25 protein-coding genes and 1 pseudogene are annotated in these 22,704 nt (G+C 60.5%); 16 read left to right on the top strand and 10 right to left on the bottom strand.

From position 1 onward, the window contains the following. Positions 1-69 precede the first annotated feature (69 nt). From ACVWVY_RS21615 to ACVWVY_RS21625, 3 genes are all read left to right on the top strand, one after another. Positions 70-480 (top strand): DUF2000 family protein, encoded by a 411-nt coding sequence (locus tag ACVWVY_RS21615; RefSeq protein ID WP_456628284.1) that lies wholly within the window; start codon positions 70-72, stop codon positions 478-480. Between the two features lie 193 nt (positions 481-673). After that, positions 674-1,339 carry a phytochelatin synthase family protein gene (locus ACVWVY_RS21620; protein ID WP_456628285.1) on the top strand — a complete coding sequence of 222 codons (666 nt, stop codon included), beginning with the start codon at positions 674-676 and terminating at the stop codon, positions 1,337-1,339. A gap of 23 nt (positions 1,340-1,362) precedes the next feature. Continuing rightward, positions 1,363-2,334 (top strand): MBL fold metallo-hydrolase, encoded by a 972-nt coding sequence (locus tag ACVWVY_RS21625; RefSeq protein ID WP_456628286.1) that lies wholly within the window; start codon positions 1,363-1,365, stop codon positions 2,332-2,334. A gap of 27 nt (positions 2,335-2,361) precedes the next feature. On the opposite strand, the gene ACVWVY_RS21630 is transcribed toward ACVWVY_RS21625, so the two are convergent. After that, positions 2,362-3,273, bottom strand: coding sequence for an MBL fold metallo-hydrolase (locus tag ACVWVY_RS21630; RefSeq protein ID WP_456628287.1), 912 nt, complete (start codon positions 3,271-3,273; stop codon positions 2,362-2,364). Positions 3,274-3,434: 161 nt separating this feature from the next. On the opposite strand from ACVWVY_RS21630, the gene ACVWVY_RS21635 reads away from it, so the two are divergent. From ACVWVY_RS21635 to ACVWVY_RS21650, 4 genes are all read left to right on the top strand, one after another. Next, complete coding sequence (locus ACVWVY_RS21635) at positions 3,435-3,680, top strand: hypothetical protein (protein ID WP_456628288.1); 246 nt, start codon at positions 3,435-3,437, stop codon at positions 3,678-3,680. Positions 3,681-3,958: 278 nt separating this feature from the next. After that, on the top strand, positions 3,959-5,260 hold the full coding sequence (locus tag ACVWVY_RS21640) for a sulfite oxidase (protein WP_456628289.1): 1,302 nt from the start codon (positions 3,959-3,961) through the stop codon (positions 5,258-5,260). Next, positions 5,260-5,607, top strand: a complete 348-nt coding sequence (locus ACVWVY_RS21645) for a hypothetical protein (protein WP_456628290.1) — start codon at positions 5,260-5,262, stop codon at positions 5,605-5,607. Before ACVWVY_RS21640 ends, ACVWVY_RS21645 begins: the two co-directional genes overlap by 1 nt. A gap of 75 nt (positions 5,608-5,682) precedes the next feature. Further along, a complete protein-coding gene (locus tag ACVWVY_RS21650) occupies positions 5,683-5,904 on the top strand; it encodes a hypothetical protein (protein WP_456628291.1) in 222 nt (73 codons plus the stop codon). A gap of 98 nt (positions 5,905-6,002) precedes the next feature. Here ACVWVY_RS21650 and ACVWVY_RS21655 read toward each other — a convergent pair whose 3' ends face one another. Continuing rightward, entirely contained in the window at positions 6,003-6,230 is a 228-nt protein-coding gene (locus ACVWVY_RS21655; RefSeq protein ID WP_456628292.1) for a dodecin, read from the bottom strand. Positions 6,231-6,464: 234 nt separating this feature from the next. After that, a complete protein-coding gene (locus tag ACVWVY_RS21660) occupies positions 6,465-7,133 on the bottom strand; it encodes a hypothetical protein (RefSeq protein ID WP_456628293.1) in 669 nt (222 codons plus the stop codon). Positions 7,134-7,952: 819 nt separating this feature from the next. Between ACVWVY_RS21660 and ACVWVY_RS21665 the strand changes: the two genes are divergently transcribed. After that, a complete protein-coding gene (locus tag ACVWVY_RS21665; RefSeq protein WP_456628294.1) occupies positions 7,953-8,216 on the top strand; it encodes a hypothetical protein in 264 nt (87 codons plus the stop codon). Positions 8,217-8,334: 118 nt separating this feature from the next. On the opposite strand, the gene ACVWVY_RS21670 is transcribed toward ACVWVY_RS21665, so the two are convergent. Then, complete coding sequence (locus tag ACVWVY_RS21670; RefSeq protein ID WP_456628295.1) at positions 8,335-9,288, bottom strand: cyclase family protein; 954 nt, start codon at positions 9,286-9,288, stop codon at positions 8,335-8,337. Positions 9,289-9,567: 279 nt separating this feature from the next. Here ACVWVY_RS21670 and ACVWVY_RS21675 point away from each other — a divergent pair, with 279 nt between their 5' ends. Beyond that, the gene (locus ACVWVY_RS21675; protein ID WP_456628296.1) at positions 9,568-10,656 is read left to right on the top strand and encodes a TRAP transporter substrate-binding protein; all 1,089 of its coding nucleotides are present in this window, start codon (positions 9,568-9,570) and stop codon (positions 10,654-10,656) included. Positions 10,657-10,749: 93 nt separating this feature from the next. Here the strand turns inward: ACVWVY_RS21675 and ACVWVY_RS21680 are convergent, their stop codons facing one another. Together ACVWVY_RS21680 and ACVWVY_RS21685 are read right to left on the bottom strand one after the other, a co-directional pair. After that, a complete protein-coding gene (locus ACVWVY_RS21680) occupies positions 10,750-11,178 on the bottom strand; it encodes a hypothetical protein (RefSeq protein WP_456628297.1) in 429 nt (142 codons plus the stop codon). Positions 11,179-11,276: 98 nt separating this feature from the next. Then, on the bottom strand, positions 11,277-11,912 hold the full coding sequence (locus tag ACVWVY_RS21685) for a cupin domain-containing protein (RefSeq protein WP_456628298.1): 636 nt from the start codon (positions 11,910-11,912) through the stop codon (positions 11,277-11,279). A gap of 562 nt (positions 11,913-12,474) precedes the next feature. On the opposite strand from ACVWVY_RS21685, the gene ACVWVY_RS21690 reads away from it, so the two are divergent. From ACVWVY_RS21690 to ACVWVY_RS21705, 4 genes are all read left to right on the top strand, one after another. Next, positions 12,475-12,768 (top strand): hypothetical protein, encoded by a 294-nt coding sequence (locus ACVWVY_RS21690; RefSeq protein ID WP_456628299.1) that lies wholly within the window; start codon positions 12,475-12,477, stop codon positions 12,766-12,768. A gap of 308 nt (positions 12,769-13,076) precedes the next feature. Next, positions 13,077-14,468, top strand: coding sequence for an FAD-dependent oxidoreductase (locus ACVWVY_RS21695; protein ID WP_456628300.1), 1,392 nt, complete (start codon positions 13,077-13,079; stop codon positions 14,466-14,468). Next, the gene (locus ACVWVY_RS21700) at positions 14,465-15,664 is read left to right on the top strand and encodes an NAD(P)/FAD-dependent oxidoreductase (protein WP_456628301.1); all 1,200 of its coding nucleotides are present in this window, start codon (positions 14,465-14,467) and stop codon (positions 15,662-15,664) included. The genes ACVWVY_RS21695 and ACVWVY_RS21700 overlap by 4 nt, the downstream gene beginning before the upstream one ends. Further along, positions 15,661-17,082 carry an FGGY family carbohydrate kinase gene (locus ACVWVY_RS21705; protein WP_456628302.1) on the top strand — a complete coding sequence of 474 codons (1,422 nt, stop codon included), beginning with the start codon at positions 15,661-15,663 and terminating at the stop codon, positions 17,080-17,082. Before ACVWVY_RS21700 ends, ACVWVY_RS21705 begins: the two co-directional genes overlap by 4 nt. Positions 17,083-17,310: 228 nt before the next feature. Here the strand turns inward: ACVWVY_RS21705 and ACVWVY_RS21710 are convergent, their stop codons facing one another. From ACVWVY_RS21710 to ACVWVY_RS21725, 4 genes are all read right to left on the bottom strand, one after another. Beyond that, positions 17,311-17,859 (bottom strand): recombinase family protein, encoded by a 549-nt coding sequence (locus ACVWVY_RS21710; protein ID WP_456628303.1) that lies wholly within the window; start codon positions 17,857-17,859, stop codon positions 17,311-17,313. A gap of 80 nt (positions 17,860-17,939) precedes the next feature. Further along, positions 17,940-18,080 (bottom strand): hypothetical protein, encoded by a 141-nt coding sequence (locus ACVWVY_RS21715; RefSeq protein WP_456628304.1) that lies wholly within the window; start codon positions 18,078-18,080, stop codon positions 17,940-17,942. Between the two features lie 603 nt (positions 18,081-18,683). Then, positions 18,684-19,478, bottom strand: coding sequence for an enoyl-CoA hydratase/isomerase family protein (locus tag ACVWVY_RS21720; RefSeq protein WP_456628305.1), 795 nt, complete (start codon positions 19,476-19,478; stop codon positions 18,684-18,686). A gap of 422 nt (positions 19,479-19,900) precedes the next feature. Then, entirely contained in the window at positions 19,901-20,257 is a 357-nt protein-coding gene (locus ACVWVY_RS21725) for a hypothetical protein (RefSeq protein WP_456628306.1), read from the bottom strand. An 86-nt stretch (positions 20,258-20,343) separates the two neighbouring features. Between ACVWVY_RS21725 and ACVWVY_RS21730 the strand changes: the two are divergent. From ACVWVY_RS21730 to ACVWVY_RS21740, 3 genes and pseudogenes are all read left to right on the top strand, one after another. After that, positions 20,344-21,048 (top strand): annotated as a pseudogene (locus ACVWVY_RS21730) (glycosyltransferase family 4 protein); the annotation flags it as partial. Positions 21,049-21,883: 835 nt separating this feature from the next. After that, positions 21,884-22,093: a Flp family type IVb pilin gene (locus ACVWVY_RS21735; RefSeq protein ID WP_456628307.1), complete on the top strand. Its 210-nt coding sequence runs from the start codon at positions 21,884-21,886 to the stop codon at positions 22,091-22,093. Positions 22,094-22,197: 104 nt separating this feature from the next. Then, positions 22,198-22,704, top strand: a complete 507-nt coding sequence (locus tag ACVWVY_RS21740; protein ID WP_456628308.1) for an A24 family peptidase — start codon at positions 22,198-22,200, stop codon at positions 22,702-22,704.

Genomic DNA, 22,704 nt, shown 5'->3' on the forward strand with positions numbered 1-22,704 from the left:
TCGACATATCCGCGCTCGACATATCCGTTGCTGGCGACGCAAGCCGAATGGCACCTTTGGGGCAATTCAATGCAATTCGACACCAAGATCGCGGTCGTGATCCGGACCGATCTCGAGCCGTGGCAGAAGCTGAACGTCGCGTCATTCCTCGCCGGCGGGATTGCCGCTGCGTTTCCCGAATGCATCGGCGAGCCCTATGGCGACGCATCGGGAACGAAGTATCTGTCGCTGATCGGCCAGCCGATCCTGATCTACGGCGCCGACGGGGCCGCACTTTCCCGCGCGCTGGAGCGGGCGCTTACGCGCAACGTCACGCCCGCGGTCTACACCGAGGACATGTTCAAGACCACGCATGACGCCGCCAACCGCGAGGTGGTGCGCGCCGTGATCCGCGCCGAGCTCAATCTGGTTGGGCTTGCGATGCGCGCCGAACGCAAGGTGATCGACAAGATCGTCGACGGGCTGAAGTTTCACAGCTAGGGCGGGGACTGATAGATTCTGAACTGCCGGCGGACGTTGCCTTCGCTTGCGAATGTGAAACCGTTCATAGAGCCAACGCGTAGGCCAAAATATCCTTTCTCAGCTGGCAAAAGAAGTTCTCTAATCCGTCCAAGGCAACACGGTTTCCGGTCCAACCATCGGTGCGCGATTGTCCTAGCGAGACCTCAAACTTATGAGCCGAGCGGCAAGGATTGCGCTGTTTGCTGGCGTGTTGGCGCTGATCACCTTGGCTGGCGGTGCCAGCCTTATCGTCAGCCAGACCAAAGTACCCCCCGATGCCATTCGTTCGTCCGTCACGCGATCAGAAGCCGGGTTTGCGAAAGCGTGGGCCTTGCCGGCGGCATCAACCTTCAAGAGGGAACTGACGTGGCAGTCAAATCCCTCGTTGTGCGGGCCCGCCAGTATCGCGAACGCGCTGAGGTCCCTCGGCGAAACGGCAAACTCCGAGACTGCGGTTCTGGCGGGGACAGGGCGTTGCTGGACCGGCTTTTGTTTCATGGGGTTGACCCTTGACGAACTTGGCGACGTCACACGCTTGAAGACAAATCGCACCGTCAGCGTGCTGCGGGATCTCTCTCCTGAACAATTCCAACAGCACCTGCGGCAGGCCAATGAGCCTGGCCGCCGCTACATCATCAATTTCAGCCGTAAGGAAATCTTCGGAGCCGGGACGGGCCATCACTCTCCGATCGGAGGATATCTGGAGGCTGAGGACCTGGTCTTCGTCCTGGACGTGAACCGCGATTATCAGCCCTGGCTTATCGAACGCGCCCGCTTGTTTGCAGCGATGGACACTTGGGACGGGAAAAAGAAACGCGGTCTGTTATTAATCGAATGAGCCCCTCAGGGAGGCGTGCAATCATGCGAAACCGTGTTCGTTCGCTGTCAGCGATTGGCGCCGCTGCACTGATCGGCATTCTTCAGCCTGGCCAATCTGCCAAAGCTCAGTCCCAGTCCACCACACAAGTCGTCATGCTTGGAACCGGCACGCCGGGTCCCGACCCGGATCGCTTCGGACCGGCCACCGCAGTCGTGGTCAACGGCACGGCCTACCTGGTTGATGTCGGCGCGGGCGTCGTGCGGCGAGCAAAGGCGGCGGTTCTCGACAAGGGTATTCGCGCCCTTGAACCGATCAGCCTGCGCGTGGTCTTCGTGACGCACCTGCATTCGGATCACACGGTGGGTTACCCCGATCTCATTCTGACGCCTTGGGTCATCGGACGCAAAATTCCGCTGGAAGTCCATGGCCCCAAGGGGATCAAGGCGATGACCGAGCACATCCTTCTTGCTTACGGGGAGGACATCAAGACCCGCACCAATCCACATGGAAACCAGCGTGAGTTTCCGGAAGGCGCGTGGGTCAACGCGCATGAGATCGCAGCCGGCGCTGTCTACAAGGATGCAAACGTCGCCGTAACCGCCTTCACCACCAGACACGCGATGGAGAGCTACGGCTATCGGTTCGATACGTCCGACCGCAGCATCGTCATCACCGGCGACACCGCGCCAACCCAGGCAACGATCGACGCGTGCAACGGATGCGATGTCCTCATCCACGAGGTCAATACGCTCTCCGCGCTCGCCGCCCGTCCAGCGATGTTCCAGGCCTTTGCCGGGATGTATCATACCTCGACGGTCCAGCTTGCCGAACTCGCCGCTCAGGCCAAACCCAAACTCCTGGTTCTGTATCACGCCTCGATTTCGTTGCGGCCGCGAGTGAATGCGAATTTTCAACCCGACGCCGCGAACTCCTCGCCCGAAGAGCTGCTCGCTGAAGTACGGTCGCGCTACGATGGCAAGGTCGTCGTCGCGCGTGACCTCGATGTTTATTGAGACCGCTCTTTCACGCGACTAATGCCGTCACAGGTGCGAAAGCCGTGCTCGTTGTTGCTGCGCCCGAAGAATGCCGAACGGGTCTTCCCGCTGGGCCAGCTTCCGATAGGTGGCCAGATCATCTTCCTGGACTGCCGGTCCCTCGCCACGCCGCCCGACAGAGCCTATGCCCGGTCCCAATGGCAGCGAGGTGCCAACACCCGCATAAAGGTATCGATCGCCGTAAGCCCGCTTCAACGCTGCGAAGGTCGGCTCACCGGTGCAGTGGCCCGGAGCGATGTTCTCTACCTTGAACGTGTCCTTGAGCGTCGACACGGCTTTGGCAATGACCTCGTCCGGTGCGACGACGAGGTGGAAGCCGCCGGCGATCAGGCGAATTTTTGGATTGATGGCGGTCGCGGCCTCGACGATCTTTTCGATCCCCGGGTGCGCGCAGCCGACCACAAGCACGACGCCATCAGCGGTGTTGACAGCCAGCGACAGCTCCTTGAGCTCCTTTGTGCCGGGGGCGTCGGACACAAGCGCTATCAATGTGATGCCTGGGGCGATTTCCGTTGTCTTGTCGATCGGCTCGATGTTGGCGCGCTGCCAGGCGGTGCCGAATTTCATGACTTCCGGCGGCTTGCCATCGTAGTAGCGCATCTCTGAAGGCAAGGATTCGTCCTTTCGGTAGAAGCTCGACGGCAGCGACGAGCCATAGATTCCGAATCCTTCCCTGGGTGCATAGATCTTCACCGTCGGATTCACGCTCAGGACATGGTTCAGGCCCGCCATATGATCGGAGTGGCGGTGCGACAGAACCACGAAGTCGATGCTGGTGAGGTCAATGTTCTTCGCCTTGATGTTCGCTGCGAAGATGTCCGGGTCGTTGCCGGTGTCGAACAGGATTCGTTTGCCCGAGATTTCCACGAGCGCTGAGTAGCCCCAATCCTTCTTCATCGCCGTATCGGTGCCGAAAGCGTCGTAGATGATCGTGATCTGGCCTGTGGGCTCAGCCGCCGCGATAGGCGTCGGGGCAACCAGGGCGGCAGCGGCAAGTGCGGCCGCAACAAACAAATTTGTGCGAAGGTACATGAAAGTTCCTCCTCATCGAGACCCCCATGCCCGCGCCTTTACCGCTGATCAGCGCATTGAAAAACTACGCCCTGTTTCCGAAGGTGTCTACCAAGTGCGTTCGCTCAGCATCGCGGCCGTCCAGGGCTTTTGCCGACCGCGCCGAGCGCAAGGTGATTGGCAGGATCGTCGAGGGGCTCAAGTTTCACAGCGGGCGCGTGGGGCCGATCAATTCAAAGCGGCCGGCCGACGTCCGCTTTGAAGGCCTCGTGCAGGGATGTGAGCAGGCGTGATCAGGATGTCTGAAGAGCGAGATGCGTCGAGCCCGATCTGGCGATCTGGGTATCGGAAAACCAGACTGAAAACTATGGGATGAGAACGAACCTTCGGCAGCCCGTTGACTGATCTGCGACGGCGCGGGCTAGGCGGAACCGATTGCGGCTTGCCTTCGTCGGCGGCCCTCGGGCCATCTTGCGGTACGGCCGCAAAACGCAAATACTCCCTTAAGTTGGGCTTCCGGTGGGAAGCCCGGCCAAGAAAGCCCGGGAGCGGGCAACAAGGGAGAGACGTCATGGCGCGGGAAACCGGGGGCAGTACGGCTGACGGCAACAGCTTCGAAACCAGCCGACGCAGATTTTTGGGCAGTTCAGGTCTGGCGGCGATCGGCGCCGTCATCGGCGGTGTTCTGCCGCTCTCGCGCGATGGCGCCGGCATTCCCTCAGCCCATGCGCAAGCCGCTCCGGCAGCTCAGCCCGCGCCCGCCAAGGGACCGCAATACCTGAAATTCCCCGGCAAGAACGAAGGCCTCGTCGTGCTCGGCGAAAAGCCGCTGGTCGCCGAGACACCGGAAAGCCTGCTCGATGACGACACCACGCCGATCGAGAAGTTCTACATCCGCAACAACGGGCAGATCCCCGAGGAGGCGAAGAATCCCGACGCCTGGAAGATCACCATCGACGGCGAAGTGAACAACAAGATCGAGGTCACGCTCGGCGAGCTGAAATCGAAATACAAGGCGGTGACGCGGCGCATGGTGCTGGAGTGCGGCGGCAACGGCCGGGCGGCGTTCTCGCCGCCGGCGCGCGGCAACCAGTGGACCAATGGTGGCGCGGGCTGCGCCGAATGGACCGGCGTGCCGCTGGCCGACCTGCTCAAGAAGGCCGGCCTGAAGCCATCAGCGAAATACACCGCGCATTACGCGGCCGATCTGCATCTGTCGGGCGACGCCGGCAAGCCGAGCATTTCGCGCGGCGTGCGCATCGAAAAGGCAATGGACCCGAACACGATGATCGTGTGGGCGATGAACGGCAAACCGCTGCCGAACATCCATGGCGGGCCGGTGCGCCTGATCGTGCCGGGCTGGGCGGGCTCGGCGTCGCAGAAATGGCTGACGCGCATCACCATCCGCGACAGGGAGCATGACGGTCCCGGCATGACGGAATTTTCCTATCGCACGGCGATCAAGCCGATGGTGCCCGGGGGCAAGGCCGATCCGGCCAACTTCCGCATCCTGGAGTCGATGCCGGTGCGCTCCATCATCACCAATCCCGCCAACGGCGCCAAGTTCGCCGCCGGCACCAAGGAATTGAAACTACGCGGCGCCTCCTGGGCCGGCGATCTCACCGTCAAGGATGTCGATATCTCGACCGATTTCGGCGCGAGCTGGCAGCGCACCACGCTGGAAAAGCCGAAGAACAAATATGATTGGCAGCGCTGGACCGCGACAGTCAAACTGCTCACCGACGGCTATTTCGAAATCTGGGCGCGCGCCACCGATTCCAAGGGCGCGATGCAGCCGCATCAGGCCGGCTTCTGGAATCCGCAGGGCTATGGCGGCAACGCCATGCACCGCATCGCCGTGCTGGTGGGATGATGCAGCGTCTTGCGTGGCTCGCTTTGGCCGGCGTGCTCGTGATAGCGCCGGCCGTGGCGCAAACGGGTTTCACACCGCGCGACGAAAGCCCGGAGGAGTTTGCCGCGGGCGCCGGCCGCGACGAAACCTTCTACGCCTGCACCGCCTGCCACGGTTTCAAACTGGTCGCACAGCAGGGCATGACGCGCGCGCAGTGGGAGGATTCGATCAACCTGATGATTCGCCGCCACAACATGCCGGCGCTCGACGACAAGGACCGCGAAAGGGTGCTGAACTACCTCGAGACGGCCTATCCGCCGCGGGCGCCGGCGGGCCGGGGAGGCTGGGTGAACCCGTTTGCGAAGTGAGTGCCTGGATTCCAGCCTTGACGCAGCCGCGCTCCCGGCCAAAATGGCCGGCGGCTTGCGGCGGGAGGCGGTCCTATGAGGTTTCTGATTACTGCGCAGGATACGGCGGGAAACGTGACCCTCAACCGGGGGTCAGTTCCAGCTGCGTTGAAGAAAGCCGGAGAATTGATATCGGACGGCTGCTGGAACGTCGAGATCGTAACGCCCGATGGGGCCACCTATCAGCCCGGCGAGTTCGATCAATTGAGAGAGCGCGTTGGCGCGGCGGGCCCCGATCGGTCGCTGACCGCGCAATAGAGGACGACCATCTGATCAGCCGGTCGCAAGCCCGTACGCGTCAGACACGTCGGCTTCTTGATGCACTTTGCTCGTCCTGCAGCCTCGCTCGCCGGGAATTACCCTTCCAGGGTAAATCCAACCCTCAAAGCGACCTGGTAGTGGCGCACCGACCCATCCTCGATGTGGCCTCGCGTTTGCACCACTTCGAACCATTTCATGCCGCGAATGGTCTTTGATGCGCGGGTGATCGCATTCTGAACGGCATCCTCGATGCTCTTTTCGGAAGACCCGACGAGTTCCAGGATCTTGTAAACATGGTCATGCGTTTCGGCGGGAGCGGGCACGGCGAACCTCCGTTGTGATGTGCGTGGGGCAATCCAGGTTTATCTCGGCGGAGTCTTGATCCGACGTGAGCCAACGCCATGCTCTCATCCGAGTTCCAGCGAGCCTGATGGGGCAGGTGGCAGGAATGGCGCAGGCAGTTTGATTCCGGTTCGGGTCCCGTGGCGGACATCCGGACACGTACCCGCAGCCCCAAGACCGGCAGCACTCACACCCGAAAATAATGTCGAGCGTTCTCACGTTGGTCTCCTGACGCTGGCGAGGTTGTCCATCAGGATGTAGATGCTGATCAAAAGCACCCAAATGGGCAATACGGCGAGGCTCCAACCGATATAGTGGCCGCCGATCAGAACAGTTAGTGCCAGCAGGAATCCTGTGTAGGCGATCCAGCGCGGAGCGATGCGGGTATAGATTACAACGGTTGAAGTTGAAAACATGAATACGGCGGCCATCTTGGCCGCGTACACATTCGCGATGATGAAGGCTGCGGCGCGCGCAAAGCGAAAGGTGGCGGTGCTGGTCAGCTCACTGGGCTCGGAAACAGAAGCCACCAGCATGACCGAGCCGATTAACGCGGCGGCGATGAACAGCATCGCCAGGAACAACAACGCGCTGCCGAAGAATACGGTGGCGAAAAAGCGGTCCTCCAGCTGGCCGAGCCGGTCGCGCAGCACACCGATGAACCAGAGAAAGGCGACGCCGGCGAACGGGACCAGATTCAACGCAACGGCAATCGCTCCCGTGTCGGTAGCAAGCCACGCGCCGGGCTCCAGCGGATCGGCGGGAATGGAGCGCCGCAGCAGCCAGAAGATCGCGAACAGCAAGAGAGAAAAGACAATTCCCGCGATTGCAGCGGCTTTCGGGGTTTTTAGCCCCGCATGCGTGAGAGCGCCGTTCTCTGCCATCGCCATTGGTCCTTGTTGCGTCAGCATCGTAGGGCTTGAGGATCAGCCGGGTTTGCTGGGTGTTTTCAGCCTGGTGCTTTTCCGGAATGCCTGCGAAGAAGTCGCCGATCTGGGTCCCGTCGCGGCCCACCTCGGCCAGAAAACTGATCGGGTGCAGTAGGCGCGGCGGAACCAGCCGAGGGTGGCCCGCGAGATCCGGGATAACCCGCGGTAGTTGCTATCGCCGCCCCGCGAACCGCTTGATCCAGGTCAAAGGTCACCCCCTCTTGGCGGGGCACGTAGTCATCGATCTTTTCGAGCAGGGTTAGAAATGAACCGACTTGGTCTTCGTCTTCTATTGGGTATGGCAGTGATGCTGTGTGGCCAGAATGCCATCGCCAAGAACCGTCTCACAGACCCCATAAAGGTAGCTCGGGAGTGCAAAACCGAGGTGGAGCTCTTGTGCAAGGGAGTGCGTCCTGGCGGTCAGCGAATGGTGAATTGCCTCAAGAACAAAATGGCCGAATTGTCGACCGCGTGTTCGTCTGCGCTCAAGTCGGCGGAATAGTAGCTCACGCCGAAAGGTAGAATAGGCATCGGGTTTACGTGAGCAGCGTGAACGCCGAGGGCGAGGTGACGTTGACGTAGATCAACGTTATCCGCGGCTGCCGAATGCCAACTAACGCGCGGCGCGCCGTCACCAGGCCCTTGGCGCACCGCAGCCCCCAGCGACCCCGGGCACTCGATCCCCACCAATCAGGAAGAGGCCGGGGTCATTCGAAAATCCGCGACGCTCCGCACGAGCATCAATTCGCCGTCGCATCACAATCGAGCATACCGATGTGGATACTGATGTACGTCTTCTCCTACTCAGTCAGTCCGGCCGCTACGAACGACAGGGCGGAATGGAGGGTTCTTCCGACCGTGGTGTTTCAGGAATTCTCGAATGAAGAGAGATGCAGGGCGGCCAAAGCGGCGCTGGAAGGCAGCTTGAAGGAGGCGGGAGCCAAGTTAAGAAGTGGATTGGAAGACTTGAAGAGCTTAGGTAAGGCTGACCCAGCGCAGGTCATTATTGCCTACAATGTGGAATGCCTTCCGAAATGAAGCCGGCGACCACACCACCTCGATGAGGCCGCCGGCAAGCACCGGATCTGCACAAAACGGAAATGAAAGACGTACTGCTCAGGAGTCCCAGAGCGGACGTCTAATCGAAGCGCCGCCGCTACCGCACCGCGATCGGCGACACCGTCGAGCCCGAGCCGCCCTGGATCTTGAGCGGCTGCATCACGAAGGCGAATTCGCTGACGCCCTTTTGCGCGAGTTCATCGAGCTTGAGGTTCTCCAGCAGATGGATGCCGTTCACCACCAGCGCGATCTGGTGCACCGGGAGCGACAATTGCTTGTCGGGGTTGGGCGCGACCTCGACGGGCCAATTGTCGGCGCCGAGCAGCATCGGGTCCTTGGTGGCAAGCCAGAGCGCGGCCGCAACGCCGATGCCCGGGCAGGATTTCACGTAGCGCGGATTGTCCTTGCCGTAGAGCTTGCCCCAGCCGGTGTGGATGATGACGGCGTCGCCGGGCTGCAGCGTCAGGTTCTGCTTCTTCAGGGCACCCTCGAGATCGTCCACCGTGATTTCGTAATTGTCACCCAGCATCTCGACGCCCTTGAAGGCCGCGACGTCGATCAGGACGCCGCGCGTGAACAGCGCGCCGACATTATGGATACCGAACTTCTTGAAGCCGTTGCGCTCGGTGTTCTCGTCGACCTTCTGGCAATTGTACCAGCTATTGAGATGGGTCTGGTGCGCAAAGCCGTCGAACTGCGTACCGACCTGGCCGAGCTCGGTAATGACGACCTCTTCGTTCGAGCCGCGCATGTTGGAGAACTGGTTCATGAACGTGCGCTTGGTGTGCACGTCGAAGCGCCGCGTTCCGAAGAACGCCATGTTGGGGCCGAGCACATGCGCGAGTTCGATCACCTCGCCGGTCTTGATCAGCTTCGCGGCGTTCATCACGGCCGCGGGCTTCTGATGATTGCCTGAGCCGCGCTCGTCGGCCGCGCCCCATTTCGACGGACAGCGCTGGCTTTCCTCCGGAACGGTCCAGGTCGGTGCTTGCGCGTAGGCTGTGACGGAAAACACCAGCGTGATCGCCGCACCCAATGTGAATGCTTTCATCTGTATCCTCCCAAAAGGGCGCTCTGGAGACGGCACCCCTGCGACAAATAATGCTGACACCATCGGGCCGGTTTCAAGTCCGACAGCTTGCCTGAGACGATGTGCCACCGGGAGTTGCGGCACCGCGGCAATGGCTTTGGTGCAAGGTGACACCGCACTCAATTGGTCAGTTTCGCCTTCCACGCAGGCCCCGAAGTTCGTTATGCTGAGGCCAAATGGTCCCGGAAGGCGCTTTGCCCCCGTGTCGGTGGACCTGCATCATAAGGGAGTGAGCACATCATGAAACGCCGTACGTTCCTCAAGGGCGGCGCCGTGGCCGGCGCGACGACGCTGATTGCGGCGCCTGCGATCGCGCAAGGTGCGCCCGAGATCAAGTGGCGCCTGACCTCGAGCTTTCCGAAATCGCTCGACACCATTTTCGGTACGGCGCAGACCTTTGCGAAATACGTCGCTGACGCCACCGACAACAAGTTTCAGATCCAGACGTTTGCGGCGGGCGAGATCGTGCCCGGCCTGCAGGCGCTCGATGCCGTGAGCTCCGCGACCGTCGAGATGGCGCAGACGCCGCTCTATTTCTACATCGGCAAGGAGCCGGCGCTGGCCTATGCGACCGGCGCGCCGTTCGGCATGAACCACCGCCATCAGCATTCCTGGTGGACATTCGGCGGCGGCGCCGAACTCTGCAACGAGGCGCTGAAGCCCTTCAAGGCGCATGCGATTTTGTGCGGCAATTCCGGCACGCAAATGGGCGGCTGGTTCCGCAAGGAGATCAAGACACCGGATGATCTCAACGGCCTCAAATTCCGCATCGCCGGCATGGGCGGCCATGTGCTCGCCAAGCTCGGCATCGTGCCGCAGCAGATCGCAGGCGGCGAGGTCTATTCAGCGCTGGAGAAGGGCTCGATCGATGCCGCGGAGTTCGTCGGCCCCTATGACGACGAGAAGCTCGGCTTCTACAAAGTCGCAAAATACTACTACTTCCCCGGCTGGTGGGAAGGCGGCGCCATGCTGCACATGATCGTCAATGAAGAGAAGTGGAATGCGCTTCCCAAACAATATCAGGCGGTCCTCAACCAGGCCGGCGCGGCAGCGGGCGCGTGGATGATCGAAAAATATGACAGCGTCAATCCCGCCGCCCTCAAGCGGCTTGTCGCGGGTGGCGCCGAGCTGCGCGCGTTCCCGCAGCCGGTCATGGAGGCCTGTTACAAGGCAACCCAGGACCATCTGAACGAGATTGCCGAGAAGAGCCCGCTCTTCAAGAAGACAAAAGAGAGCCACGACGCGTACATGAAGGAAGTGCTGTTCTACACGCAGATCGCGGAGAATTATTACGACAACTATTTGCTCAGCAAAATGCGCAAGGGGTGAGCGCAAGTCACCACGAAGCGTAGCCCGGATGAGCGCAGCGACATCCGGGTTCAAGTCCCGCATATCGCTCCGCTCATGCGGGCGACGTTCTGATCAGGCCTGAGAGGCTGCGACGTAAGGAATGCTGCCCACGATGGCGGCAAGCTGGACCGCATTGAACAGCATGCCGCCCCAATGCAGCCGGCGTAGCCGGCGCACCGCCTCGGCGTCGCCGGCATCTCTGGCGCTGAGCTGGACATCCCACTGGCGCAGAAACCAGCCGCGCTCCCAGATCGCGAAAGCCGCGATCAAGGCGATGCCAATGGCGAAAACCGGCCGGCCAGTCACGGCAAAGACCACCGTCCCGATCACACCGGCAATGCTCGTCATGAGAAAATGGGCAGCGAACATGCCGCGCAATAGCTGGGTGACTTGTGGGATGTCGAGCTTCACCAGCAGAAAGGCGGGCGCGGCCAGAAAAAAATAACCCATCGGAAAAAGCAGAATGACAATGGCGGCTAAGGCTATTCCGTCTGGCGTCATGCGATAACCCCTTCTTTTCCCCATCGGGCGAGGGCCTTGCGGCGGCAGCTTATGATAATACCGCGGACTGTATTCCACGCCATTGGGCTTTGGTTGGATCAGCCGCGCTTCCCGCCAACGGAGACGTAGGCCATCAGACATGGCTCCGGCAACGGATTGCGCCAGCGATGTCGTGTGCCGTTTTGCACGATGCAATCGCCCTGGCGCAAATGGATCAGCTTTCCGTCGTCCAATTCCAGCGTCATCTCGCCACGAACCACGATCCCGTAGTCGATGGTGTCTGTTGTGTGCATGCCCGGCGCGCTGCGGTCGAAATGGTCGCCCATGCCGGGGACCTTGTCCGACAGTTCTTTCAGTGCGCTCTCGAAGGTGACGCCCGGCGGCGGCTTGTAGCCTTCGGGGCGCTTGGGCGGATACGAGATCAGGCGAAACATCGTGCCGCCCGGGCCGGGAAAGTCTTTCGTCCCCTTGAGCATCGGGTCCGGCTCCAGGCCGGTGAGCCGCGGCACGCCCTCGGTCATGTAGAGTTCATAGAAAGTCAGTCCCGGATTGGAATCGATCTCCGCTACCATGGGCGTGACGTCAAAGGACTTGAACACCGACTTGCCGGCTTCATCGCGGCCGGTCAGCGCGCGCCTGGGCGGTGGCAGCTCGCTGGCATCCTTGGCTTCGGCGGGGTGTGACATCGCGGCGAGGGCGCTGCCGCCGACCATGGCGGAGAGCGCCTGCAGCAAATGGCGCCGATCCCCGCCTTGAAATCGTTCAGATGAAAGCTCTGCGTCATCAGCGGATTTGTTCTTGCCCCGTGACCACCTGCGCCAAGAGAACGGCCGAGAGAATTGCCGCGAAAACCGCCGAGAGAGCCTGCCCATCTGCGTCCTCCATCGTAACGTGCAGTGCGCGCACTTCTTCAATCAAGAAATGAACGGCGCGCTTCCCACAACTGTAGCAAGGGCAGGAACAATGGCCACTCTACTTCCGGCTAGGTCGAACCCGGAAGTCATGGGCGCGACGAGGCATTGCCTCTTCTTCAATCAGCCCGTTCGGGCAGGCTCTGATAAGGCACATGACACGGACGTACCCCTATAGGGGTGTCCGTTGTCCGGGGACGGTGTCGTTGAGCAAAGGGGGGCCGCGCCCCGGGAGACCGAAGTGCCTGAGGCGTGAGCACTACGTCCGTCGCTTGCGTTCGGGTCGTTGCACCAACAGAAGATGGGCGAGAAGTGACGCAGCATTAGCGTTCGTCGATGGGGCGAACTGAGTTATACTGCTTTCACACCCAAATGAGCCGATCGGATGTCATTGACCCAGAAACCAAAAGCCGAGGTGCTATCACCCCGCAACAAAATGGCGCTGGATACGCTTGTCGGGGTCAGGGGCGAGATGGCGAGGCTGTATCGGCTTGCCTTGAATGGGCGGATCGCGTCCGACGAAATGACCCGGTTTATCTACGCATTGAAGGAAATCCGCGCCTGCCTCGAGGCGGAGATCCTGACCGACGTTCAACAGCGACTTGTCGTGCTGTCGCGTAACATGGACAACCACAATGGTCACCGCATCCTTCATCAACCGACTGTCCCAAGCAGTTGACCGGATCGAGAGCCAGAGCCAGCCACGCTCGTGGAAGGTCGTGCATGTTCGTCGCGGTTATAAGGAGGCTCCAGATGTAGCGCGAGAACGCCACTTCGCGGCCCATCCCGAAGATCGAGGTGCGGATGTCCTGATCTGGCACTTTCACGATGATACGGAAACAACTGACGAGCGCCAAGGTGGCCCGTCGGCTGGGCCGATGTGTGTGAAACCCTGAAGATCGCGAGCCAAGGCGCCCATGCTTTACGACTGGCCCGGCATTGAAGGACGCTCGTCCCTGCAGCACTTGAAGCCGGCGGGCGACAGTCATGCCGGAAGCTAATGAGCCTTTCGATGTGGCCATTATTGGCGCCGGGGTTGTCGGTTGCGCTGTCTTTCGCGAACTCGTTCTGAGCGGTCTTCGAACGGTTCTGATTGAGAAGGACGCGGACGTTATCAACGGAGCGAGCAAGGCCAACAGCGCGCTTCTGCACACCGGCTTTGATGCCTCGCCCGGAAGTCTCGAAGCCAAACTTATTCGGGGCGGATACGCATACTACCGGACCGTTCGTGAACAACTCGGGCTTCCGCTCCTCGAGACGGAGGCAACCCTGGTCGCCTGGTCCGAAACCGAAGCCGCCGCGTTGCCAGGCATTGTCGATCGCGCGCACGCCAACGGCGTCATGGAAGTGCGGCTGGCGTCGCGCGATGAGATACTCCGTCGTGAACCGCATCTCGCGAAAGATCTCGTCGCGGGCGTGATCGTGCCGGGCGAATCCGTCATTGATGCGTGGTCCGCACCGTTATCCTACGCCCTCCAGGGGCTGCGGAACGGGGGCCAGGTGCGGCGATCGACAACCGTCCTGGGCGGCAGGCTCGAGAACGATGTCTGGACCCTGCAAACGAACGCCGAGCCAATACGCGCGCGCATCGTGGTCAACTGTGCGGGCAATTTCGGTGATCTGATCGAGGCGATCGCTCGTCCATCGCCGTTCGAGATGCGTCCACGCAAAGGGCAGTTTGTTGTCCTCGACAAATCCGCCAGCCGGCTGCTGAATTCGATCCTTCTCCCGGTGCCGAACGAACGGACCAAGGGCGTTGTCGTGACGCGGACGGCCTTCGGCAATCTGCTGGTCGGGCCAACAGCGGAAGAACAACGCGAGCGTGATTTCCCAACCACGGATGGACGCATCATCGCCGACCTGCTGCATCAAGGTCGCCGGATGATCCCCGCCCTCGCGTCCGAACCGATCACGGCCTCCTACGCCGGATTACGCCCGGCGACGCAATTCAAAGACTATCAGATCGAGGCATTGCCGACGGAATGCTGGATCACGGTCGCCGGCATCCGATCGACGGGTTTGACCAGCGCGTTGGGCATCGGCGCGTACGTCGCCGGGCTCTACGCGCAGCATTTCGGGCCTCTCAAGAAAATAGCGGAACCGCAATGGATTTCGATGCCGAACCTGACTGAAGGGCGCGAGCGTTCCTGGATGTGCCCCGGCCGATCCGAAATCATTTGCCATTGCGAGATGGTCACAAGGGCAGAGATCGAGGCGGCGCTGAACGGTGAATTCCCGGCCAGGAGTCTCGGCGGTCTCAAGCGGCGCACGCGGGTCATGATGGGACGATGCCAGGGCTTCTATTGCACGCGCCGAACGCTCGAATTGATAGGATCGGCTATTCCCGGACTGGTCGAGCCGTTGGAGGACAGAACGTGAAGCGGACGGTCACAATCATTGGGGCCGGTCCTGCAGGTTTAACGGCAGCTCGTGTGCTGCGCGGTGCGGGCGTCAATGATGTGCTGGTCGTTGAGCGCAACGAAGAGCCGGGAGGCTTGCCTCGCTTTTGTGGACATAGCGGATGGGGCGTCCTGGATTTTCATCGCCTTTGGGATGGGCCGACTTATGCGCGCAAGCTGGTGCAGGCCGCAGGGGATGCCGAGATCCTGACCAATCACTCGGTCGTCGGACTTCAACCGGGCGGGGTCGTTCAGGTCAACGGGCCGCGCGGAACGGAAACGATCGAAAGTCGCGCGGTCCTGATCGCGACAGGCATTCGGGAGACGTCGCGCGCGGCACGGCTGATATCCGGACCACGACCGTGGGGAGTCGTCACGACCGGTGCGTTCCAGGAGATGGTCTATAAGGGAGGAATGAGGCCGTTCCGACGTCCGCTCGTGGTTGGAACGGAGCTGGTTTCCTTTTCCGCCTTGCTCACGGCGAGACACGCTAAGATCCGGCCCGCCGCCATGATAGAGGCCGGCGAACGTATCGTTGCGCGCCGTCCGGGCGACTGGATCGCGCGGCTGGTCCTCGGGGTTCCCGTTCTCACCCGTACCTCAATCGTGAGCATCGAAGGAAGAGAACGCGTCACCGGCGTGGTCATAAACCGTGCCGGGCGGCAAGAATCCATCGTGTGCGATGGTGTGATTATCAGTGGGATGTTCGTTCCGGAGACGGGAATGCTGCGCGCGTCGCACATCGAAATCGATTCCGGGACGGGAGGGCCAAGCGTCAATTCGGATTGGCGATGCTCCGATCCAGCTTACTACGCCGCTGGAAACGTGCTCCGTCCCGTCGAACATTCAGGCAAGGCAGCGGGAGAGGGTGCTCTTGCCGCCCGCTCGATCCTGAAGGGGCTGGACGGGGCGAAGCTCTCGGCACCTGAGATCGCGGTCAAGGCCGGGAACGGCCTTCGCTATATCTATCCGCAACGGCTCACCCCCGAAGGCGGTCCGGTCACTCTTTTCGGTCGCGTCTCCCAAAACTGCCGAGGGCGACTAGTCGTCAAATCGGGGGCCAACGTTTATCTGCGGCAGGACATCAACATGCTGCCCGAACGCCGCCTGACCCTGAATCTTCCCGCGTCCGTCCGCCATTCGTCGGAAGACCTGCATGTGAGCATCGAAGTTTGACCATTGTCGCCATTGACCAAGGGACGACCTCGACAAAGTCCTTCGCCTGGACCGGCGAGGGGCTGCGCGAAGGGCGCCGGCTGCATCACCGTCAGATCAGGCCGAAACAAGGATGGGTTGAACATGATCCCGAAGAGCTCGTGCAAAACATTCGGGCGCTCATCGACGCTGAAGACAATCTCCAGGGCGTAGGCCTGGCCAACCAGGGGGAAACCGTCATCGCATGGGATGCGCTGTCCAAGCGGCCCCTCTACAACGCGCTCGTTTGGCAGGACGAGAGGACATCCAATCAGATAGAAGAGCTGCGGCGGTCAGGCGTCGAAGAATTGACGCTCCAGCGCGCCGGCCTTCCTCTCGATGCGTATTTTTCGGCAACCAAACTGCGCTGGCTGCTCGACAACGCAGACGGGGCTCGCGATCTCCTGCGCAGTGGCCGATTGAGGCTCGGAACGTCCGATGCATTCTTCCTCGACCGACTGACCGGCGTGTTTGCCACTGACCCGTCGACGGCGTCGCGCACGAGTCTCATGAACATTCAATCGCTCGAGTGGGACGAGGTGTTGTGCGACGCCTTTGGAGTGCCGCGCGAATGTCTTCCCGAGATTCAGCCAACCACGGGGGATTTCGGTGTTCTCGATCAGGAGGTGCCGGTTGTCTGCAGCGTCGTTGACCAGCAAGCGTCGTTGTTTGGGCACGATTGCCATTCTCCCGGCGACATTAAACTGACGTTCGGGACTGGCGCCTTCGTTTTGGGTTTAACAGAAGTGCCCGTCCTCCAGGCAACCTCTCAAGGTCTCTTGCCAACTTGCGCCTGGGCCAAAAAGGGCGAAAGGGCTCGTTACGCACTGGACGGCGGCGTACTCTCCGCGGGCGCGGCGGTTGAATGGCTCGGCCAGGTGGGGCTATCCAACCCGGGCGAAGGATTTGAATGTTCGAGCGTCCCGGCGATTGAGAGGGGGCTCGTCTTCGTCCCTGCTCTGGCGGGGCTCGGAAGCCCGATTTGGGATAGGTCCGCCCGCGGGGCGTGGTTCGGCTTGGATCTCGCAACCCAACGATCCGATCTCTATCAGGCCGTGCTGGAAGGCATCGCCCTTCGAGCCTCTCAAATTGTGGACGCGATGTCGGTCGCGCTGGACGGCGTTAACCGAATCGCCGTGGATGGAGGCCTAACAAAAAATCCGTACTTCGTTCAGTTTCTTGCCAACGCATTCGGTCGGCCTCTGGACGTCGCGGATACCGCTGAAGTCACGGCAATCGGTGTGCTTCGATTTTGCATTGATGCTCTGAGCGTCTCATCCCCGGAGAGGCTTCTAAGGCACTCTCTCGTCGTCCCCGGGGCGCCTCTGCAAACCGAGCACCATAGGCGCTTCTCCAACGCCGTTTCTCTTGTCCGGGGCTTTGGCCGCCCGGATCGATAACGATGCCAGTACACGCGGGCAGGACATCTATGCTACGGATTGTCAGCCGTTCGCGGTTATAAAGAGGATCCAGATGTAGCGCGAGATCGCCACTTCGCGGCTCATCCCGAAGATCGGGATGCAGATGTCGTGATCTGGCATTTTTGCGACGATGAGGGGACAACCGACGAGAGCCAAGATTTGGACTCGCCGACGGGGTCGTAAGCAAAGTCAACATTGCCTCGGGTGCTATTGCAGCGCCCGCCAAATCGTCGCTTCCCCGCACCCGTACTCGCGCGGCAGCTCCGCCATTGTCTCGCCGGCGGTGTAGCGCTCGGCGATACGCCTGCGCTGGCTGGGATCCAGCGCGGTTGGCCGACCGAACTTGGTGCCTTTCCACTTTGCCCGCAGGATTCCGTCTTCGCAGCGCTTGCGGATCCGGCTGCGCTCGAACTCGGCAATGCCGCCCATGATCGTCATGACGAGCCGCCCAACATCGGTCGTAGTATCGCACCAGTTCTCACCGAGCGAAACAAAGCCGCAGCCCAGCTCCTGCAGTTCGTGCAGGATATTCTGCAAGTCGCGGCTCGATCGTGCGAGCCGGTCTAACTTGACGACGGTTACTACGTCACCGTGCTTGAGGGCCTTCATCAGCTTGGCGAACTCGGGCCGCCCATTGGTCGACTTGCCTGAGGCCTTTTCACTGAAGATCCGTTCGCCGCCGGCGGCTTGTAGCGCTTCGACCTGAGCTGCGTGGTCCTGAGTGTTCGAACTGACTCTGGCGTAACCGAATTTCATGAAGTGCCCCATTTTTGAAAGCGTGAGTTTCGGAATCTAAAAGCTGCATTGCTGCAAGGGCAATCGAAATCCTCCACAAACTACACTTTTTGAAAGTTGGCGAGAGAAGACCAAAGCTCGTAGCCTGTGACGCCGTCGGTTTCTGCGATGGCCTCACCGCTTTCATCAAAACCGTCCGGCTGACTCAGCGCGAGCTGTGCGTTAATTTCGTTCTGTTGCAAGTTACGCCAGCAGAATGCCGATGACACACCACAGGGCACCTGACGCAATCCAACGCGTGCCTGTGGCTGGGCGTGGGGGCGGAGACCCGGGGGCGGTGATGCGGGATTGGATCGCGTCAGGTACCGGTACCGGTTACTGAGACTTGTTTTTTCGCTCGTACCTATCTCGCCGGGTTCTGCCAGCCGTGTGGCTTGATGCGTGCAACAGCAGATAGACCTACGAAAAAAGGGAATCTTCGATTCCATTTTCGGCTATTCGGAAAACTCCCGATTCGAAACGCCCATCGCGTCGCCCCGCCGGGCGGCGGCGAGGTGCGGTCATCAGTGGCAGAAGATCTCAGATCAGAGGAACGGAGCGGCACCACAAGGCGGAGCGCCATGACAGTCACTCGACCAATCTGACGAAAGATGCGCGTCCTGCGTTTTTTACAGATCGCCCCTCTCAATCGGGCCTAGCCGCGTTCTCCGTGATGAAAGCGACGTCGGCGGGGGCCGGCGATGGCGAAGTGTCAACCTAGCCATGTCAATGTTGGAGACTTCGTGGCAAGTGATCGCACCGTGAGATAGGGCCCAGGGCGATCAGAGGCACAGCTTTGTAACGCGTTAAACCTTCTGGATCTCGACCGGCGGGCGGGCGGCCCGCAAACGCTCCCGGGCCGATGCTGTTCTCATGACAGCCCCAAAGCTCTTACGTTCGTCGGCCAAGCCATCGGTCAGAGGACGATCGAGGGCAGTCCGAGTAAGACGTTTGGCGAACGCAAGGCCCTCGGCCCCTTGGCCCGACAATTCGGCTCCAATCTCAAGCGCGCGAGTAAGCGGGTCCGCGACGACCTCATGCACGATCCCGATTTCGTGGGCGCGCGGTCCCGTTACGGTCAATCCCCGCAGGATCATCTCAAGCGCCTTGGCCTCACCGATAATTCTGGGCAAGCGCTGGGTGCCGCCACCACCAGGAAAGATGCCGATGCGGGTCTCTGGCAAGCCGATTGCCGTAACGGCATTTCCGATGATGCGCAGGTCGCACGCCAGCGAAAGCTCGAAGCCTCCTCCCATGCATAACCCATTGATCGCAGCGATGACCGGCTTTTCGATTGTTGCGATCATATCCGTAAGCGCGTGAAAACCTGGCGGTCGAGGACCCGACTGTGAGGGGTCGCCCGGTGCTTCGCTGTGAACCGTGTCTGCCCTATCCGAGAGCTCTCCAACGTCGTAATGGCGGATGAATATGCCCGGCAGGCCACCAGTGATAATCACGACCCGTACGGACTGGTCTTCGCCTGCGGCGACGATTGCATTGAACATTTCGGTCGAGCCGGCGGCTGTCATGGTGCCGAACGGGGGGTTGGCATAGGTGATCACCCGAATCGCGCCGCGATCTGCAGTTTTGAGAAGGGACATGGCACTCTCCTTTGAGCAGCTATCCGCCGTACAAGCATGAGTTGATCGTGTTCAGCTTTGTACAAGCCTGAATGCTTGGCAATACCTCTGCACCCTTGCTGGTCGTGTCATTGCAGTCTGAGATCTGCCGCAAACCGACGAAGCCAGGGGCGCGATAAGGCACGCGCTGCTGCGCCCTGTGTCGCGCGAAGGGCCGAGATAGATTTCTTCCAGCAGGGGATACGCCCTTGCGAGCGGACCACCTTTGATGTCGAACCAATCCTCCCAGTCGTGCCGTGGCAGGCCGGATCGCTCGTCAGAGCAACGACGGGGTTAGGTCGATTTTTGCGCGGCGGATAGATGCGGTCCATGCAGAGCCGAAGCGCTACCACGTCACCCGCGAACGCGCGATATGATGCGTTGAATAGCGATAGAGCTTTTGATCAGCCTGGGCGGATCAGGTGTGCGAGCATGGCGGTGCACGCGATCTCGGCCTCGACAAGCGTCGGAAAGGGGGAGCCGCCGACCTTTATGGCGCATCGACTTTGGTGGATCGGGCGCCAAGATGCCAAATAACCATAGCGTCCGCGGAGGCCGGGACCGCTGCGAGTTTCAAAGCTGATCACGAAGGAGAAGCCGTTGCTTGTCGCACTCCACAAATGCAGGTCCTCGACGGGACCGCTGACGCGGTTGAATTGCATGACAATCCCACACGAGCCCCCATCAGGAGGAAACAGCACTTCGCTGATTCGGAAAATGCAGTTCTGCTGACCTAACGTTGTTTGCTCCAGAGTGGCCACAGCGCAGGCTCGTCGTCTAATTTCTTTGAACGACTACTGCCAAACAATTGTCCATCGCTGACTTGAAAACATGCGCCATCGAGATAAGAGCCGTCGTGCCCTTCCTCACCACGATGCACGGGCGGCTCGATCTGCCGGGGCTGGCGGATGTGGTCCGTCAGTTTTCCGACGCCCATTTCGTCTCGATATCCGACAATCAACGCCTGCCTCTGGCCAGCGCGAATTGGCGCGCTACCGTCTATCATGGTCTTCCCGCCGACCTGTGCCGCCCTTCTTACCGAGAAGGGTCCTATCTTGCCTTCCTGGGGCGCCTTACCGCCGAGAAAGGACCGGAAAGCGCAATCCGCATCGCGCGCGCCGCCGGGATGCAGCTTCGCATCGCAGCCAAGCTGCCTCGCGGCGAAAGGCGTTATTTCAAGGAGCGGCTCGAACCACAAATCGATGGCACGCAGATCAGGCTCATCGGCGAAGTGAATGACGAGGCGAAGCAGCCATTTTTGGCGGGAGCTGCTGCACTGCTCTTTCCCATCAATTGGCCCGAACCGTTTGGCCTGGTCATGATCGAAGCGATGGCATGTGGCACACCCGTCATCGCGTTTCGCTCCGGCTCGGTCCCCGAAGTGGTCGAGGAAGGCGTCACCGGTTTTGTGGTCGATGACGAAGAGCAGGCGGTGCAAGCCGTGAAACGGCTGGGCGAACTTGATCGCGGGCGCGTGCGCGAGGGGTTCGAAAAGCGCTTCACTGCACGGCGGATGGCCGCAGACTACGTCTCGCATTACCAATCGGTGTGAACGGCGGGCCCGCCGAAAAAGACAAGGGTAGTCTGCGGGTGAAGAGAGCGCGGCTCCTGCGATCCGACGCGAACGCGGCCGGCAACGGCGTTGGCATTTTGGACAGACTTCAAGCCGAGCGCCGCGGCGCCGTCGGTCTCTCTGGCCCGCTAACGTTATCGTTCGGGAAGGCAATCCAGAGTCAGAATCTTTGACGGCTCATCTCAAGCGCTATTGGCGCGGCAGAGCCGGTGACGAGATGCTTCGCCGATGGGGCTTCTATGAAGAGGTGTGACGTAACAAACATCACGGCCGAGAAAATAATCGCCAGGCCGGCGCTTACTAATTGGTGGCGTTGACCCATTTTCTCACTTCCTCAGTCGTGGAGATAACGACGGGCGCGAATAATTTGTTCCTTGCGGCGGGAAAAAACGGCAATTCATCCATCCGGTTTCGAACTTTGGCAAAGGGAGAAAGCTCGATACGGCCGGGCGACAAGTCGGTGCCGGCCGTATCATGATCAGCTGGAGCGATTAGCCGCGCATTTCCTCAGGTGATCATGCCCGCATACGGGAAAGTAGGCCCAGCGCCGGCGCCACGGCTACCAAACCGTTACAAACGAACTCGATTCAATTTCGATTGCCGAACATGATTGCGCCGGTCGCTCGGACTTCCGGAGGTAACTCCGAATTTCCGGCGCATCGCACCGTACAATTACGGACAATCCCTGCCGTTAACAATGACAGCATTTTCGCCAGACACTATGGTGGGAAAAGTTGGCAACGGATTTTTTCTGCCAATGCTTGTGAAAATATGTGGTGGTTCTCCAAATTGATCGAAGGAAGGGATTTCTCCAATGTTGAAATACTACGTAAAGACCACGGAAGCCCTGAAGCGTCTTCGCACGGACCAGGACGGTGTGGTGTCGTTCGAGTACATCATTGTCGCGGTTTGTATCATTGGCGCAGTGTCGGCTGTGTTCGGTGGTGGAGCTGCTGGTCAGATCGGGACGGCGCTGGGGGGCGGGATCACCGCTATCACCAACGCTTTCACTGCGGCAGTTTGATACGGCCAACAGACGCCAGAGGGGGGCATTGGAATGTGTCCCCCTCTTGAATGTGCTCCTCCCTATTTTTGGTGTGCCTTCCATTCTTTGAAGCATGCATTTTCATGAGCTGGATTTCTTACATAGCCTCGAGTCTGGAAATCCTGCTGTTGCTGTATGTCGCAACGATCGATATCGCGACTCGCTTAATCCGAAATGACATCTGTCTGGCGCTGGCGCTTCTCGGAATCGCCGGTCAATTTGCAAGCCCGATGCAACTTGTCGAATCGCTGATCGCCGCGACTATCCTGTTCTTGCTGCTGTTCATGATTTACCAGCGAGGATCGATTGGCGGCGGCGACGTCAAATTGCTGGTTGCTTTGTCGATTGGTTTGCCGCTGACGGGCGTGATTCAGTTGTTGACCGTAACCTCGCTGGCCGGCGGCGTTCTTGCCCTGGTGCATCTGATGATGCGCGCCCTGCCATATCCCAACCCGGCGCCCGCCGGATCGTCGCTCGTGCGCCGCGTCTACGCGATCGAGCGTCGGCGCCATTTGCGACACGCACCGCTCCCTTACGGGGTTGCCATCGCGTGCGGTGGCATTTGGGCCGTTTTCAGCAAAGGATTTTGA

The organism is Bradyrhizobium sp. URHC0002, from assembly GCF_054059515.1.